The 17,695-nt window shown below is 73.5% G+C and carries 9 protein-coding genes; all 9 read left to right on the forward strand.

Annotated features, from left to right (window positions below; genetic code table 11):
* Positions 1–15: 15 nt before the first annotated feature.
* The 9 genes from E4K62_RS00860 to E4K62_RS00900 all read left to right on the forward strand — a co-directional run bounded on the left by E4K62_RS00860 (position 16) and on the right by E4K62_RS00900 (position 17,682).
* Positions 16–2,511, forward strand: coding sequence for an acyltransferase family protein (locus E4K62_RS00860; RefSeq protein ID WP_240742768.1), 2,496 nt, complete (start codon positions 16–18; stop codon positions 2,509–2,511).
* Positions 2,512–2,703: 192 nt separating this feature from the next.
* A complete protein-coding gene (locus E4K62_RS00865; RefSeq protein ID WP_135062677.1) occupies positions 2,704–8,775 on the forward strand; it encodes an Ig-like domain-containing protein in 6,072 nt (2,023 codons plus the stop codon).
* Between the two features lie 30 nt (positions 8,776–8,805).
* Entirely contained in the window at positions 8,806–9,777 is a 972-nt protein-coding gene (locus E4K62_RS00870; RefSeq protein ID WP_135062679.1) for an AAA family ATPase, read from the forward strand.
* A complete protein-coding gene (locus E4K62_RS00875; protein WP_135062681.1) occupies positions 9,777–11,042 on the forward strand; it encodes a DUF58 domain-containing protein in 1,266 nt (421 codons plus the stop codon). The genes E4K62_RS00870 and E4K62_RS00875 overlap by 1 nt, the downstream gene beginning before the upstream one ends.
* Positions 11,039–13,543 carry a transglutaminase-like domain-containing protein gene (locus tag E4K62_RS00880; RefSeq protein ID WP_135062683.1) on the forward strand — a complete coding sequence of 835 codons (2,505 nt, stop codon included), beginning with the start codon at positions 11,039–11,041 and terminating at the stop codon, positions 13,541–13,543. The genes E4K62_RS00875 and E4K62_RS00880 overlap by 4 nt, the downstream gene beginning before the upstream one ends.
* A complete protein-coding gene (locus E4K62_RS00885; protein ID WP_167747683.1) occupies positions 13,540–13,863 on the forward strand; it encodes an FHA domain-containing protein in 324 nt (107 codons plus the stop codon). The genes E4K62_RS00880 and E4K62_RS00885 overlap by 4 nt, the downstream gene beginning before the upstream one ends.
* The gene (locus tag E4K62_RS00890; protein ID WP_135062687.1) at positions 13,860–14,726 is read left to right on the forward strand and encodes a PP2C family protein-serine/threonine phosphatase; all 867 of its coding nucleotides are present in this window, start codon (positions 13,860–13,862) and stop codon (positions 14,724–14,726) included. The genes E4K62_RS00885 and E4K62_RS00890 overlap by 4 nt, the downstream gene beginning before the upstream one ends.
* Positions 14,723–16,003 (forward strand): FHA domain-containing protein, encoded by a 1,281-nt coding sequence (locus E4K62_RS00895; RefSeq protein ID WP_135062689.1) that lies wholly within the window; start codon positions 14,723–14,725, stop codon positions 16,001–16,003. The genes E4K62_RS00890 and E4K62_RS00895 overlap by 4 nt, the downstream gene beginning before the upstream one ends.
* Complete coding sequence (locus E4K62_RS00900) at positions 16,000–17,682, forward strand: serine/threonine-protein kinase (protein WP_135062691.1); 1,683 nt, start codon at positions 16,000–16,002, stop codon at positions 17,680–17,682. Before E4K62_RS00895 ends, E4K62_RS00900 begins: the two co-directional genes overlap by 4 nt.
* Positions 17,683–17,695 lie beyond the last annotated feature (13 nt).

The following is a 17,695-nucleotide window of genomic DNA, read 5'->3' on the forward strand; positions in this document are numbered from 1 at the left end:
TCCTCCGCAGAAACCGTGACCTCGAACCCGACCTCCCCCCGCACGCCGATCCGGCGAGACATCCAGGGGCTGCGCGCGCTCGCGGTCGTGATGGTCATCGCCACCCACGTCGTGGGATGGCCCAGCGGCGGGTTCGTCGGTGTCGACGTGTTCTTCGTCGTCTCCGGTTTCCTCATCACGGGGCTGCTGCTGCGGGAGGTCGCCGAGAGCGGCCGGATCTCGCTGCGGGACTTCTTCGCCCGCCGCATCCGCCGCCTGATGCCGGCGGCCATGCTGGTGCTCCTGGGCGTCTGTGTCGCGGCGTTCTTCGTCTTCAACCGCGCGCGGGCCGATGCGACGTGGGCGGATGCGGTGGCCGCGGCGCTGTTCGTGTCGAACTGGCGGTTCGCCGCCGAGGGCACGGACTACTTCTCGGCGGCGGCGGTCAGCCCGCTGCAGCACTTCTGGTCGCTGTCGGTCGAGGAGCAGTTCTCCCTCGTGTGGCCGGTGCTGCTGCTGATCGCGGTGCTGCTCGTGCCCCGCGGCGGGCGCCGGGGGCGTGCCGGGCGCGTCGCCGTGGGCGGCGTGGTGGTGCTGGTGGGCGCCGCGTCGTGGGCATGGGCCGTCGCGCAGACGGCCGCCGAACCCACCGTGGCGTACTTCTCCACGGCCACGCGGGCGTGGGAGCTCGCGGTCGGAGCGCTGCTGGCCGTGGCGTCCCCCGCACTGGCGCGCATCCCGGCCGCGCTCGGCGGGCTGCTGCAGTGGGTCGGGCTCGCCGGTGTCGTGCTCTCGTGCGTCGTGATCGATCCGGCCTCGGCCTTTCCCGCGCCGTGGGCGGTGCTGCCGGTCGCGGCCACGGCTCTCGTCGTGGCCGGCGGAGTGGGCGGCGATCCGAGCCACCGGCATCTGTTCCCGCTCACCAATCCGGTCAGCGTGTGGCTCGGAGATCTGTCGTACGCGCTGTACCTGTGGCACTTCCCCGTGCTCGTGTTCGCCGGTGTGCTGCTGCCCGCCGGCGAGTGGACGACCGCGATCGTGCTGGCCGCGACGGCCGTCCTGGCCGTGTCGACGTACTACGGCGTGGAGCAGCCCCTGCACCGCTCGCCGCTCCTGCGCCGCCGTGCGGCGGCGCCGGTGCTCGCCGCGCAGGCGCACTCGCCTGCCTCCGCTTCCGAGCCCGCGCCCGGGCATCAGCCGGCAGAGGAGACCGAGCCGGCCACCACCCCGCCGCGAGAGCACGCATCCGCCCTGTCGCACCAGCCGGCATCCGCGCGGCACGGCGTCGTGACGACGCGCCCCGCCGGGTGGGTGCAGGGGCAGCGGTATTACCCGGGCCGGCCGCCGCGCCCCGACGCGGCCGCCGCCGCGCAGCCCGCGCCGACCGCCGCATCCGTCCCGCTGCCGGCGACGTCCGCACGAACCCCGTCGCCCCCGTCGCCCGCCCGGCCGCGCGCCTCCGCACCCGCGGACGTGCGGCGGATCGACGCGCCCCCGGCGGGGACCGAGGAGCCCGCCCGCCCTTCCCCGTGGGCGCAGTGGCGCGCGCGGTACCGCGGACAGATGGGGATGTCGGCGGCGACCCTGGGCATCGGGGCGACCGTCGTCGTGTTGATGCTGCAGACCGGCTTCGGCTCGCCCGTGATCGGGCCACTCGTCCCACCGGTCGCCGACCCCGTGGCGGCCCCCGCGGAGGATCCGACGGCGGCCCTGCAGGCCGAGCTCGCCGAAGCCGTGACGGCGGAGGCGTGGCCCGACCTGCGTCCGTCCCTCGACGAGGTGATGGCGGCATCCTCCAGCGCCAATCCCGCGCACGATTGCTTCGCTCCCGACGTGCCCATCGACGCCGGCCGATGCACGTGGGGGGATGCGGATGCCGCGCGCCACATGTATCTCGTGGGCGACTCGACGGCGATGTCGTACGCGCCGGCGTTCAAGAAGCTGGCGGAAGACAGCGGCGGTGCGTGGCGGATCACGACGGTGGGACTGTACGGATGCCGCTTCACCGACGTGCTCGTGCAGAACCCCGACCCCGCCGTCATGGCCGCCTGTCCGCAGCGCAAGCTCGACGTGCGTGCGCTCGCGGGGGCCGACCCCGCCGACCTCGTGGTGGTGTCCAACGCGTACACGCTGGGGCGCACGGTCGACGGACGCGACCTGTCGCCGGCCGATCTGCTCGCCGCGACGCATGCCGAGCTCTCCACGTATGGCGCGGGCGGCGTCGTGTACCTCGCGCCGCCGCCCCAGGGCGGCGACCTCGCGCGCTGCTTCTCCCCGGTGACGGGCCCCGCGCAGTGCCTGACGGCGGTCGACCAGACGTGGCGCGACATGCACGCGGCGGCAGAGGCGAGAGCCGCCGACACCCAGGCCCACGCGATCGGTTCGCTCGAGTTCAGCTGCTGGCAGGATGCGTGCCCCGCCTTCGCCGGCGGTCTGCCGATCCGCTACGACGCCACCCACCTCACGGTGCCGTACGCGGAGCACATCACGGGATTCCTGGCGTGGAGCCTGGGCGCGCGCGGGCTCCTGTGAGCCGTTCCCCGCAGTCCCGTCGCCGGCCGAACGTGCCGGAAACGGCATGAACCGATATCAGACGGCGGAACGGTTCGGCAAGCGTGGACGGCCGGTGGCGGGCGGTCGAGTACCTCCCGCTAGGCTGAGGGGGATTCCGCCCGCATCGACGGGAATTCCGGCTCGTTTCCGCCCCGGGGAGGCAGACGTAGCGTGAGGTCGTTCACATGGCTGCGACGACGCCGCCGGACGCTGATGTCCGCCGGCGTCGTCACCGTCTCCGCGATCGCGGTCACCACGATGGCGGTCGCGTATCAGGGCTTCCCCACCACCGAGGTCGACCTCCACGACGGCGGGGTGTGGATCACCAAGCAGTCCAGCGTGCTGGTGGGGCACTTCAACCATGAGTCCCGCGTGCTCGACGCGGGCCTGCGTGCCGCGAGCGACGAGTACGACATCCTCCAGGAGGGCTCCACCGTCCTCGTCCTGGATCAGGCCGAGTCCACCGTGACGGCCGTCGACCCCGCGATGGTCATGCTCACGGATGCCGCGGACATCCCCGCCGGCGCCAAGGTCGCGCTCGGGGGGCCGACGATGGCCGTGCTCGACCCGGCGTCGGGTTCGCTGTGGGTCGCCCCCGCCCGCGCTGCCGGAGGGTTCACGGTCGAAGGCGTCGAGCCGGTGACCGAACTGGGCGAGGGCGCCGACGTCGCGGTCGGCCGCGACGGCACCGTCTATGGCGTCTCGGCGGAATCCGGCGAGATCGTCACGGTGCCCGTCACCGCCGACGGCGAGACGGGGGATGCCGCCCGCCGCGGCATCGAGGGCGTCGACGCGAACGCCGAACTGTCGATCACGGTCGTCGGCACGACGGCGGCGGTGCTGGATGCCGACACCGGCACGGTGCACACCACCGGGGGCCTGCGCACCGAAGTGGACGGGGGCGAGTCCGCCGTCCTGCAGCAGCCCGCCGCGACCGGCGATGCGCTCGTGCTGGCCACCGCATCCGACGTCGTGCGGGTGCCCTTCGACGGCGCCGAACCCTCCACCACCCCGTCCGGCGCGGGGGAGGGGGCGCCCACGGCGCCGGTGACCCTCGCCGGCTGCACGTATGCCGCGTGGAGCGGCTCGGGTGCGTTCGTGCGCGACTGCTCCGGCGACGCGAACGACCTCACGATGCAGATCGAAGACTTGGAGCCCACCGCGCAGCTCCGCTTCCGGCAGAACCGCGACGTCGTGATCCTCAACGACGTCGTGGGCGGCGCCGCCTGGATGGCCACCGACGCGATGCAGCGCGTGGACAACTGGGACGACATCATCCCGCCCGAGGGCGAGTCGGAAGAGGACGAGCAGACCACGGAGGAGACCGTCGAGACGACACTCCCCGAGCGCACCGAGGTCAACACCCCACCGATCGCCGTCGATGACGACCTCGGGGTGCGCCCCGGCCGCACGACCGTGCTGCCCGTGCTCGACAACGACACCGACGCCGACGGCGACATCCTCGTCGTGACCCTGCCCGACGGCGAGCCCGGGCTGGGCGAGGTGCAGCCGATCCACGACGGCTCCGCCTTGCAGATCGCGGTGCCCGAGGACGGGTCGGGCTCCGAGACCTTCCGCTACGAGATCGACGATGGCCGCGGCGGCACCGACACCGCCAACGTGCGGCTGAACGTGCGCGGATGGGACGTCAACGCGCCGCCCGAACCCAAGCGCGTCACCACGGTCGTCGTCGAGGCCGGCGGCGCGATCACCTACAACGTCCTGCCGGATTGGACCGACCCCGACGGCGACGAGATCTTCCTCGCCTCCGTCGTCCCCGCCGAAGGCGACGAGGCCGACTTCACCGCCGACGGCCGCATCACCTACCGCGCGATCGGCGGCACGCAGGGCCGCAAGGACGTGCCCATCATCGTGTCCGACGGCTCCGAGGTGACCGAGGGCATCGTCCGGTTCGACGTGCGTCCCGCGGGCTCCACCGTCCCGGTCACCAACGCCGATCACGTCGTCGTCCGCGCCGGGCAGTCCGCGACCGTCGCTCCGCTGTCCAACGACACCAGCTCGGGACGGGAGACCCTGCGCCTCACGCGGGTGGACGAGGTTCCGGGCGCCGAGATCGTCCCCGACTACCCCAACAAGACCTTCACGTTCCGCTCCTCGGCGCCGGGCACGTACTACGCGCAGTACCTCGTGGCCGCCGGCCCCAACGCCGTGCCGGGCCTCGTGCGCATCGATGTGCTCCCCGACGCCGACACCGACCTGCCGCCCGTCGCGGTGCGCGATGTGGCGCTCCTGCCCAGCGGCGCCGACGTGCTCGTCAACGTCCTCGCGAACGACAGCGATCCCTCCGGCGGCATCCTCGTCGTGCAGTCGGTGACGGTGGATCCCTCCAGCGGCATCTCGGTCGCGGTCATCGGGCACGAGACCCTGCGGATCACCGACCAGTCGGCCCTGAGCGAGCAGACGCGCATCTCCTACCGCATCTCCAACGGCCAGCAGACCGCGGAGGGCGAGGTCGTGGTCATCCCGGTGCCCGCGCCCGACCAGCTGCGCCCGCCCGTGGCCAGCGACGACACGGCGGTCGTCCGCGCCGGCGATGTCGTCACCATCCCCGTGCTCGACAACGACTATCACCCCAACAACGACACGCTGCGCCTCGCCCCCGACCTCGTGGAGCCGGTCCCCACGGCGGAAGAGGGCACGATCTTCGTGTCGCAGGACACCGTGCGCTTCCGGGCGAGCGATGAGCCGGGCACGGTGTACGCCACCTACGAGGTGGAGGATTCCACCGGCCAGAAGGACGCCGGATACGTCACGATCCAGGTGCTCCCCGTCGACGCCGACACCAACCAGGCCCCGCGCCCCCGCGACATCACCGGCCGCGTGCTGGCGGGGTCGGAAGTGCGCATCCCGGTGCCGCTGGACGGGCTCGACCCCGACGGCGACTCCGTCGAGCTGATGGGCATCGACTCCGCCCCGTCGAAGGGACGCGTCAGCGAGGTCGGCGCGAACTTCCTCACGTACGAGGCGTTCGAGGGCGAGACCGGGCCGGACGCGTTCACCTACCGCGTGCGCGACCGCTTCGGCGCCGAGGCGATCGCCTCGATCCGCGTGGGCATCGCCCCGGCGGAGGCGGCCAACCAGGCCCCCTACGCGGTGAAGGACGCCGTCGTCATGCGGCCCGGCCGCGAGGTGGCGGTGCCGGTGCTGGCGAACGATTCCGATCCCGAGGGCGACGCGCTGACCCTCGTCTCCGACGGCCTCATCATGGCCGACTCCGGCGGCCTGGAGGCGCGCGTGCTGGGCGACCGCGTGGTCGTCACCTCCCCGGGCGAGCCGGTCGAGACGAGCCTGCAGTACACGATCCGCGACGCACGCGGCGCTGAGGCGCGGGCCGTCCTGCAGGTCACCGTGGCCGAAGACGTGCCGCTGCAGCGTCCGATCGCCCGCGATGACCGCGTGCGCCCGTCCGACGTGGAGGAGGAGGACTCCGTCGACCTCGATCTGCTCGCGAACGACGAAGACCCCGACGGCACGGTGGACGCGCTGGAGATCTCGGTGGATGCCGCGGGCGCGCGCGTGCTGGAGGACGGCGTCGTGCGGCTGCCGATCCTCGAAGAGGCGCAACTGGTGACCTACACGATCACCGACCGCGACGACCTCACCGCCTCCGCGTTCATCCACGTGCCGGGCCTGCGCGACCTGCCCCCCGTGCTGATCTCGACCGAGGGGGTTGAGGTTCAGAGCGGAGAGACCATCAGCATCCCGCTGTCCGAGCACGTCCGCGCCGCCGGGGACCGCGACGTCGTCATCACCGAGGCGGGCAAGGTCAGCGCCACGCACGCGAACGGCGCCCCGCTCGTGGAGGACGAGAAGACGCTCGTCTACACGTCGGCCGACGGCTACTTCGGTCAGGACGCCATCACGTTCGAGGTCACCGACGGCACCGGCCCCGACGACCCGGAGGGGCGCAAGGCGACGCTCACGCTGCCGGTCACGGTGCTGCCGCCGGACAACCAGCAGCCGACCTTCGTCAACGGTCAAATGGACGTCGCCCCGGGGGAGGACGCCACAGGCCTCGACCTCGTCGCGCTCACCACCGACCCGGACGAGGGCGACCTCGAGGGGATGCGGTACACGATCGTGGGCGGGTCGCCCAGCGGCATGAACGCCTCCGTCGACGGCCAGACGCTGCGGGTCAGCGCCGACGCCGACACGCGCAAGGGCACCACCGCCGAAGTGCAGGTGCGGATCGACGACGGCGAGACCGATCCCATAGAAGGGACCGTGACGGTGCGGGTGACCGCATCCACGCGCCCCCTCCCCACGGCCAACGACGACGTGCTGCCCGAGGCCGATCAGGGCCGCACGATCTCGGTGCCGGTGCTCGCGAACGACTTCAATCCGTTCCCCGAGACGCCGCTGAAGGTCGTCGCCGCCGCCACCGAGACCGGCGAGGGCGTCGCCGAGGTCAGCGGCGACCAGGTGTCGGTCACGCCGTCGGCGAGCTTCTTCGGCACGATGGTCGTCCGGTACCGCATCCAGGACGCGACGGCCGACGTCGACCGCGAGGTCGAGGGCCGCATCCGCCTCACCGTGCAGGGCAAGCCGGACGCGCCGGGCGTGCCGACGGTCTCGAGCGTGCAGGACCGCACGGTCGTGCTGTCGTGGACCCCGCCGCCGAACAACGGCGCCCCGATCACGGGGTACACCGTGACCTCGACGGCGGGGAACTACACGCGGGAATGCCCCGCCACCACGTGCACGCTCAGCGGGCTGACCAACAACGTCGAGTACAACTTCGTCGTCACCGCCACCAACCGCGTCGGGGAGTCCGACCCGTCGGCCCCCTCGGAGACGGCCCGTCCCGACGCGCGCCCCGACACCCCGGCTCCGCCGACGCTGCGCTTCGGCGACCGCTCGCTGAACGTCGCGTGGACGACCCCCTCGACCCCGGGATCGCCGGTGGAATCCTTCACGCTCGAGATCTCTCCGGCGCCGCCCTCGGGCGTCACGCAGAAGACCGCGTCGGGCAACTCGCTCGTGTGGGAGGGCCTGGAGAACGGCACCGCCTACCAGGTGCGCGTGCAGGCGCACAACCGCGCCCCCGAGCCGTCCAGCTGGAGCGCCTACTCCGCGACGGAGATCCCCGCCGGTCCGCCGACCGCTCCGGGGGCACCCTCGACGACGCGACTGGACCCGGTCGGCTCGCAGGCTCAGCTGCAGGTGTCGTGGGCGGCCCCGAACCCCAACGGCGACGCCATCTCCGGCTACCGCCTCAACGTGCTGCGCGGGGGCAGCGTCATCAACACGATCTCCGTCGGCGCCGGCCAGACCTCGCAGGCCGTCGTGGTCGAGCCGAGCCGCACCGACTACTCCTTCACCGTCGCCGCCGTGAACAAGGCCGGGTGGGGCCCTGACAGCGCCCCGTCCGCGCCGCGGCGCGCGTTCACGCCGCCCGGTGCGCCGCAGGGCGTGAGCGCCTCGACGCCCGGGCCCGACAACTCCATCCACGTCGCGTATCAGCCGGCGGAGACCAACGGCGCCGATCCGGGTGCGGTGCGGTACGAGTACAAGCTCAACGGCGGCGGGTGGGCGCCGCTGAACGGCACCCGGATCACCAGCGGCATCTCCAACGGCTCCGGGTACACCGTCACGCTGCGCGCCGTCACCACGCAGGACGGCACGACGTACGCCAGCCCCGACTCCAACACGACGGCGCAGGTGATCCCCTACGGCCCGATCCAGCCTCCGGGAGCGTCGGCGCGCGGGAGCGGGACGCAGATCGAGTTCGGATGGTCGCCGCCCGCCGCGAACGGGCGCGCGATCACGAAGCTGGAGATCAAGATCGCCGGGGGCGGCTGGGAACAGGTCGCTGTCCGCAGCGGTTCCCGCACGGTGGACTTCGGATACGACCAGAACCACACGATCCAGGTGCGCGCCACGGATGCGGCGAATCAGACCTCGACCGCGAGCGCGCAGGCCCGCACCGCTGAAGCGCCGAAGGCGCGCGCGTGGGTGACCAAGGGCAGCCGCGTGAACAGCGGCGAATGCTCGTCGGCGTCGTGCGCGTACTTCGAGCTGAACACGTCGAACTTCCCGGCCGGCAGCTACAACGTGGTGTGCGTCAGCAGCCGGAGCGGCGAGTTCGCCGGTGGGGGACGCCGCTTCGATGTCCCCCGGAGCGGGTCGATCCAGCTGGGCTGCTTCTACGGCTACCCCGATACCGAGGTCTGGGTGCGCATCGACGGCTGGGGTAACTCCGAGCGGTACACCTGGCGCTAGCACTACGACGACGAGAACGAGGATGACCGCATGACCATGACCCCCGACCAGGCCGCCTGGTTCGAGACCACTTTCACGCGCCTGGTGGACAACGTCGACCGTGCTCTGATGGGCAAGCGCGAGGTCGTCAGTCTCGTCCTGTCGGCGATGCTCGCCGAGGGACACGTGCTGCTGGAGGATGCGCCGGGCACGGGCAAGACGAGCCTGGCGAAGGCCCTGGCCGCCACGGTGCAGGGCACGAGCGCGCGCATCCAGTTCACACCCGACCTGCTGCCCTCCGACGTCACCGGCGTGACGATCTACGACCAGGCCAGCCACAAGTTCGAGTTCCACCGCGGCCCCGTGTTCGCCTCGATCCTGCTCGCCGACGAGATCAACCGCGCCTCGCCGAAGACCCAGTCGGCGCTGCTGGAGGTCATGGAGGAGTCGCGCGTGACCGTGGACGGCGTGGCGCACGAGGTGGGCCGTCCGTTCCTCGTCATCGCTACCCAGAACCCCATCGAGCAGGCCGGCACGTACAAGCTCCCCGAGGCGCAGCTCGACCGGTTCCTGATCAAGACCTCGATCGGATACCCCGACCTCGCCATCGCCGAGCGGATCCTCGCCGGCGCCGCCGACCGCAACCCGTCGGCGAGCCTCCCGGCGCTGATCACCACCTCCGCGGTTGCCGACATGGCAGACCTCGCCGCGAGCGTCCACGCCGAACCCGCCGTCCTGCGCTACATCGCCCAGCTGGCGGAGGCCACGCGCACCGACCCCTCCACCCGCGTGGGCGTCTCGGTGCGCGGGTCGCTCGCGATGGTGCGCATCGCCAAGGTGCGGGCGGCCTCGCAGGGCCGCCACTACGTCGTGCCCGACGACGTCAAGGAGCTCGTGGCGCCGGCGTGGACGCACCGTCTCGTCCTCGACCCGGAGGCGGAGTTCAGCGGCGTCAGCGCCGCGACGGTGATCGCCCGCACGCTCGAGTCGATCCCGGCACCGCAGGCGAGGTCTGCGGCCTGATGACGAGCGAGACGCTGGGCACCACCGTGCCCGCCGGCACCACCCGCACGGAGGCGCTGCGTCAACTCGCCGCGCCGCTGGCGGCGCGCGTGCTGCGCGGGACGCGGGAGGTGCTGAGCGTCGTGCGGCCGCTGGGCTGGGTCGTGTTCGTCACGGCGGTCGTCCTGTGGATCACCGGGCAGATGCTCGGCTGGCACGAGCTCATCGTCGCGGCCCTCGTGCTGACCGCTGTGCTCGTGATCTGCGCCGGGTTCCTCATCGGCCGCACCGACTACGACGTGGGCCTGGACCTCACCCGCACGCGCGTGGTCGTGGGGGAGCGGGCCGTCGGTGCGCTGACCCTCGCGAACACCGGCTCGCGGGCGATCCTCCCCTCCCGCGTCGTGCTGCCCGTCGGCGCCGGCCGCGGCGAGTTCGCGGTGAAGCGTCTGGCCCCGGGTGAGGAGGCCGAGGAGCTGTTCGCGATCCCCACGAATCGTCGTGCCGTGCTCGCGGTCGGACCCGTCAGCGTCGTCCGCGGCGACCCCCTCGGGGTGTTCGAGCGCGTGCACCGCCGCGATGAGCCGGTCGACCTGTACGTGCACCCCCGTACCGTGCTGTTCGACGGGCAGTCGCTCGGATTCCTCCGCGACCTCGAGGGCCTTCCCGCCACCGACCTCTCCCGCGATGACATCTCCTTCCACGCGCTGCGGGAGTATCAGCCGGGCGATGACCGCCGGAACGTGCACTGGCGCTCGACGGCGCGCACGGGAACGCTCATGGTGCGCCAGTTCGAGGAGACGCGGCGCTCCCACTTCGTGATCGGACTGTCCCGGAACCCGGGCGACTACGCCGACGCGGACGAGTTCGAACTCGCCATCTCGGCGGCCGGATCGCTCGGCCTGCGGGCACTGCGCGACTCCCAGCGCGTCGAGGTGCGCGTGCAGGGCGCCGAGCTGCCCTCGGGCACCGGCAAGCAGTTCCTGGACGGACTGTCCGGGCTGTCGTACGCGCGCGGGCGCACGGGGGACATCGTCGATCTGGCCGGGCACATCTCCGCCACCGCCCCGGCGGCCAGCGTGGTTGTGCTCCTGTGCGGCAGCGCCGTGAATGCCGCGCGCCTGCGCGTCGCGTGCGGTCGCGTGCCCTTCGGCGCCCGGGCCCTGGTGGTCGTGGCTGACACGACGGTGGATGCGCCGTCCCTCCGCCGCATCGCCGACGCCGACGTGCTCTCCCTCGGCGCCCTCGACCAGCTTCCCTCCGCCCTCGCGCGGGTGCTCGCATGACCGCGCCCGCCCGCCCCGACGGGGAGCCGCGCGTGATCGGCGGTCTCGAAGTGCGCCGGTGGGCGCTGGATCTGGGGGCGACGACGCTGCTGCTGGCCGTCGGGATCGCCGGTTTCTGGCCGACCTTCGGCGGACCGGCGTACCTGCCCGCCGCTCTGGGCGGACTGCTCCTCGGCCTGGCCATCGCCGCCGGCGCCACGTGGCGCCGCTGGGGCGTGCTCGTCATCGCGGGTCTCACCCTCGCCGCCTACATCCTCTTCGGCACCGTCCTCGCGGTGCCGCATATGGGGCTCCTCGGGTTCATCCCGACACCGGAATCCCTGTGGCGCCTGGTTCTCGCGATCGTGACGTCGTGGAAGGAGCTGCTCACCACCGTCGCGCCCGTGGGCACCGGCGACAGCCACCTCGTGGTGCCGTTCTTCCTCACCCTCGTCGCCGCCGTCCTGGTGGCAAGCCTCGCCCTGCGCGTCCGGCCGGCGGCGTGGGCCCTGGTCCCCGCGGTGGCCTACCTCGTCGCCCAGATCGCACTGGGCACCGTCGAGCCGGCCGCCCCGATCGTGCAGGGGGTCGTCTTCGCCCTCGTCGCGGCGGTGTGGATCGCCGTGCGTCAGGCCTGGCAGCCCGTCCGCGCGGCCATCTCGGTAGGAGAGGGCGGCGAGCCCACCGGCATGCTCGCGCGTCGCCTGATCGCGGGGGCCGCTGTCCTGGCGGTGGCCACCGGCGCGGGCGTCGCCGTCGGCGCGGCCGCGGCGCCCGAGGGCCCGCGCTACGTCCTCCGCGACGTCGTCATCCCCCCGTTCGACGTGCGGCAGTACCCCAGCCCCCTGCAGTCCTTCCGCGGGTACGTGCGCGACTTCGCCGACGAGCCCCTGTTCACCGCCTCGGGCCTGCCCGAAGGCGGCCGCATCCGCCTGGCGACGATGGACGCCTACACCGGAACCGTCTACAACGTCGCCGATGACGGCGCCGGATCCTCCAGCGCGTTCACGCCGGTGCGCAGCATCATGTCGCCCGATGCCGAGGGAACCCCCGCGACGATCCGGATCGAGATCGCGGGCATGCGCGGGGTGTGGCTTCCGGATGCCGGGGCCGTGCGCTCGGTCGCCTTCGACGGGCCGCGCGCCGACGAGCTGCGCCGCAGCGCGTATTACAACGACGCCACCGGGACGGGCGTCGTGACGATGCGCCTCGGCGAGGGCGACGCCTACACGCTGGAGACCCTCCTGCCCGGCGACCCGAGCGACGAACGGCTGGCCGACGAGAAGTTCGCGCCGCTGCGCATGCCCAAGCAGAAGGGCGTGCCGCCGGAATTCGCCGAGATCGCCTCCGACATCGTCGGCGACGCCGCGACCCCGATCGAGCAGGTGCGGGCCCTGGAGCAGACCCTGTCGCAGGACGGGTTCTTCAGCCACGGGCTGGAGGGGCAGGTGCTCTCGCGCGCCGGCCATGGCGCCGAGCGCATCGCGACGCTGCTGCGCGGTGACCAGTGGATCGGCGACGACGAGCAGTACGCCGTCACCATGGCGCTGCTGGCCGGGCAGCTCGGCATCCCCGCTCGCGTTGTGATGGGCTTCTACCCGGAGGAGGATGACGCCGGCGGACTGTTCACCGCGACCGGCGAGACGCTGCACGCGTGGGTGGAGGTCGCCTTCGAGGACTCGGGCTGGGTCGCGTTCGACCCCACGCCGCCCGAAGACCAGGTGCCCACCGACCAGACCACCAAGCCCCGTGCCGACCCGAAGCCGCAGGTGCTGCAGCCGCCGCCGCCCGAGCAGGAGCCGGTCGACCTCCCGCCCACCGTGCCCGACGAGCGCGGCGCGGAGGACGAGGAGAACCCGCTGGCGGGCATCCTCGGGCTCATCGCGATCGTGCTGGCCAGCATCCTCGGGGTGCTCGCGCTCCTGCTCGGGCCGTTCCTCGTCGTGGGCGCGCTGAAGGCGGCACGCCGTCGCCGCAGGCGCGAGGCCGAGCGTCCGGCCGACCGCATCAGCGGCGGGTGGGACGAGCTGATCGACCGCGCGAGCGACTACGGCACCCCCGTCCGCCGCGGTGGGACGCGCAGGGAGGACGCCTCGGTCGTGAGCACCGCTTTCGAGCAGCCGAACGTGTCCACCCTCGCGCGCCGGGCCGATGCGGAGGTGTTCGGGCCGTCCGAGCCGACTCCGGCCGAGATCGAGGAGTTCTGGCACGAGGTGGACGGCATCGTCGGCGGGATGGGGAAGCGCGTCGGTTTCTGGCGTCGCCTCAAGGCCCGCCTGGACGTGCGGTCGCTCCTGGCCGGCACGCGATTCGCGCTGCCCGATCGCCGGGTCGTCCGCGCCAAGCCGGTGCGTTCGGCGCATGCCGCGGCGTCGGATGACGGAACCGACTCCGCCGTGAAGCGCCGCCCGTTGCGCGAACGCGCCACCGCCGTCGGGCAGGGCGCCGCATCGCAGTGGCAGCGCGTGAGGGCCGCGGTGCGCGGCATCCGGTCGTCGCGCGACGAGGGGAGCAGCTCGTGAACCCGGTCGCCGTCCTCACCTGGGACACCGGAGAGCAGGTCGCGGTGTACGGCCGGACGGTGTTCGGCCGCGACCCCTTCGGCGGGCCGTGCGCGACCGTGGTGGTGCGCGACGAGACGCTGTCGCTGTCGCGGACGCACTTCGAGATCGGCGGCGAGCACACCGAGGTGTGGCTGGCCGACCGCTGGTCGCGCAACGGCACCGTGCTCGTGCGCGACGGCGTGCGCACGACCCTCCGCCCGGGAGAGCGCGTCGCGCTGCGCCCCGGCGACCGCCTCGAGCTCGGCGACCGCAGCGCGACCGTGAGCGGGCCGGCATGAGCGGGGCAGGCGACATCGGCCGGCCGGATCCGCCGGTGACCGTGGTGTGGGGCGCGGCGACCGACGTCGGCCGGCGCCGCTCCCTCAACGAAGACGCGTTCCTGGCGATGCCGCCGCTGTTCCTCGTGGCCGACGGAATGGGCGGGCACCACGCGGGCGAGATCGCCAGCGCGACCGTGATCGACGAGTTCGCGCGGCTCGCCGGCCGGGAGAGCCTCACGATCCACGACGTGCAGGCGGCGCTGCGCGCGGCGCGGCGCCGCATCGACGCGCTCCCCGAGGGTGGTGGCGCCGGCGCGGGCACGACCCTCGCCGGAGTCACGATCGCCGACGTCGAGGGGGAGGGGTACTGGCTCACCGTCAACCTCGGCGACTCCCGCACCTACCGCCTCAGCGACGGCGTGCTCGAGCAGGTGAGCGTGGACCACTCCGTCGTGCAGGAGCTCATCGACTCGGGCCAGCTGGACGCCGCCTCCGCCGCGAAGGACTCCCGCCGCAACGTCATCACGCGCGCCATCGGCGCCGGCAGCGACAGCGAGCCGGATTTCTGGCTGCTGCCGGCGGAGGAGGGCGACCGCATCCTGATCTGCTCCGACGGACTGCCCACCGAGATCGATGCCGAGCGGATCGATGCGATCCTCCGCTCCGAGCGCCACCCGCAGGCCGCCGCCGAACGGCTCGTGCGCGAGGCGGTCGAGGCGGGCGGACGCGACAACGTCACCGCGGTGATCGTCGACGCGCTCGCGGTGCGCATCCGCGGCGTCCGCGACGGCAGCGAGACCATCCCGTCCACGTCCTTCGACGAGATCGAGGGCGACACCCTGCCACGCGCGCAAGCGCGAGTCCGAGGAGGACTGCAATGACCGTCGTGCGCTACACCCCCGGTTCCCTGCGCGCCGTCGTCGCCCCGCACGCTATCGCCGTGCTCGGTGAGCCTGCGACGGATGCCACGGCCGAGGCCGTGTGGGAGCAGTTGCACCGTGGCGCAGGCCTGGCCGGCGTCGTCGACGCGCTCGCCGCGGGTGGGCCGCTGTCCGCCCTCCCGCCCTTCGCCGTCGCCCTCGACGAAGACGGCGGGTGGCGGATCGCGGTCCGCGGCGACCTGACGGTGTCGCTGGGCACGGACGCCGCCGCCGAGCGGGTGGACGGCGCCGGGGTCTCCACGTGGATCGAGCGCAGCATCCGATCGGCCGACACACTCGTGATCGGTCCCGCCGCCCCGGTCGCCGCCGCCCTGCCCCTGCGCGACGGCGTCGTCGCGGCGGCATCGGTTCTGATCGCCCGGGAGGAGAACGCGTCCCCCGCTCCCGCCGCGCAGCCCGCGGCCGCGCCGGCCGGGCCGCGCCGCTCGGGCGCTCCCGTCGAGCCGGTGCAGCCGCACAGCGTGGCCGAGGTGCGCCAGGAGGCGGACGCGCCGTCGGTTCCCGAGGCCCCCGGCGCCACCGAGCCCCCAGCCGCGCCGGCGGTTGCCGACGCCCCGGCCGCGTCCGCAGCCCCCGACGCGCCGCCGACGCACCCCACTCCGGCCGCGCCCGAGGTGCCGGCGCCCGCCGCCGCCGTCCCCACGCCGGCGGCGCCCGCCCCCGCGACGGCCCCGGCGCCCGAGGTGCCGGCGGCCCCGGCCGCCGCGGTGCCGCCTCTGGACGAAGACATCGAAGCCACGATCATCCGCGGCCCGGGCGAGGCAGAGGGGGAGTCCGAGGACGCCACCATCACCCTCGAGGAGGCACGCCGGCTCCGCGCCGCCGGGGAGCTGCCGCCGGTCGCGCCGCCGCTTTCGCCGCCCGTGCCCTCCGCCGCCGCGGGGCTGCTGCGGGTCTCCAGCGGGCAGAGCGTGCTGCTCGAGCGCACCGTCATCATCGGACGCCGTCCCCGCTCGACCCGCATCAGCGGCGCCGACCTGCCGCACCTCATCGCCGTGGACAGCCCGCAGCAGGACATCTCGCGCAACCACCTCGAGGTGCGCGTCGAGGGCGACAGCATCCTGGCCACCGACCTGAACACGACCAACGGCACGCGGCTGCTGCGCCGGGGCGCGGAGCCGGTGCGCCTGCACCCGGGCGAGCAGACGATCGTCGTCCCCGGGGACGTGCTCGACCTCGGCGACGGGATCACCGTCGCCGTCGAGGATGTTCCGTGAGTTCGCGCCGCGCGCCGCAGTCACCCCCCGACCTGCCCGGGTTCACGTTCGTCGAACTGCTGGGCTCCGGCGGGTTCGCCGACGTCTTCCTCTACGAGCAGCACCTGCCCAAGCGCCGGGTCGCCGTGAAGGTGCTCCTCACCGAGCGCATGACGAGCGGGTCGATCGTGGAGTTCACCGCCGAGGCCAACGTCATGGCGATGCTGTCGACGCACCCGGCGATCGTCACCATCCACCAGGCCGGGGTGGCCGGCGACGGCCGCCCGTACCTGGTGATGGAGTACTGCTCCCGGCCCAACCTGCAGGCCCGCTACCGGCGCGAGCCGTTCTCGGTGGCCGAGGCCCTGCGCGTGGGCGTGCAGGTCGCGGCGGCCGTGGAGACCGCCCACCGCGCCGGCGTGCTCCACCGCGACATCAAACCCGCCAACATCCTCGTGACCGAGTACAACCGTCCGGCGCTGACCGACTTCGGCATCGCGTCGACGACCGCCGGCGCCGCCGACGCGGGCGGGCTGTCGATCCCGTGGTCACCCCCGGAGGCGCTGGCCGCGGTGCCCACCGGCGACGCGCGCTCGGACGTGTGGTCGCTGGGCGCCACGGTGTACAGCCTGCTGGCCGGGCGGTCCCCGTTCGAGCTCGTGGGCCACCGCAACACCGGCGCGGAGCTCATCTCCCGCATCGAGACGCTGGCGCTGCCGCCCCTGGGCCGGCCGGATGCTCCGCCCTCGCTGGAGCGCGTGCTCGAGCGGGCGATGGCCAAGTCTCCCGCCGACCGGTACGACACCGCACTGGCGTTCGCGCGTGCGCTGCAGAAGGTGCAGATCGAGTCCGCGCACGCCGTGACGCCGATCGACATCCTCGACGACGGCACGCCCGACGGGGTCGTGGACGACGAGGATGACGGCCTCACCCGCGTCCGCGGGGTCGTCAGCATCGACCCGGAGACCCACCCCGCCGCCGGCCCCACGCGGCCGCCGCTTCCGCGGCACGACCAGTGGGCGCCCGAGGCGGCGACCGGCCGCGCCGTCGCCGACGACGCCACCCGCGTCCGGCCGCCGTCGGTGATCCCGCAGGCCCCGGCCGCGCGCATGTCGGCCGCACCTCTCCGGCCCACCCATCCGGCCGGTCCCGCCGTCCCGCCTCCGCCCCCGGCTCCGGCCGCGCCCGGCGGCGCGAGCGCCGGTGCGGCGACGTACACCCAGCCGACCCCGGATCTGTCGGGCGACCCGGGCGCGCCGGCTCCCGAGGCCGCACCGCCGGCGTCGCGCCGCGGACTGTGGTTCGCCGTCGGCGCCGGTGCGTTCGTCCTCGTGATCGCCGTCATCCTCGCCCTCTCCCTGCCCACGGTCCTCGGTGGCGGGGGCGAGCCGACGCCGACGGCGGCACCCACCGACGAGCCGATCGATGTGATCCCCGTCACGGCAGCGCCTCCGGCCGATCTCACCGGCACGGTCACGCCCGAGGGCGTCGTCTTCACGTGGGTGAACCCCGACCCCGCGCAGGGCGACGCGTACCTGTGGGGTGTCGTGGAGCGCGGAGGCGGCGACACGGCGCTGCAGTCGGTGTCGGAGACCACCGTCACGGTGCCCGCCGACCCCTCCGGAACCACGTGCATCGAAGTGCTCATCCGCCGCGCGAACGGGCAGGCCTCCGACCCGGCCACCGCCTGCGCCCCCTGACCCCATCCTTCCC

The sequence above is a fragment of the Microbacterium wangchenii genome (assembly GCF_004564355.1).
GTDB lineage: Bacteria > Actinomycetota > Actinomycetes > Actinomycetales > Microbacteriaceae > Microbacterium > Microbacterium wangchenii.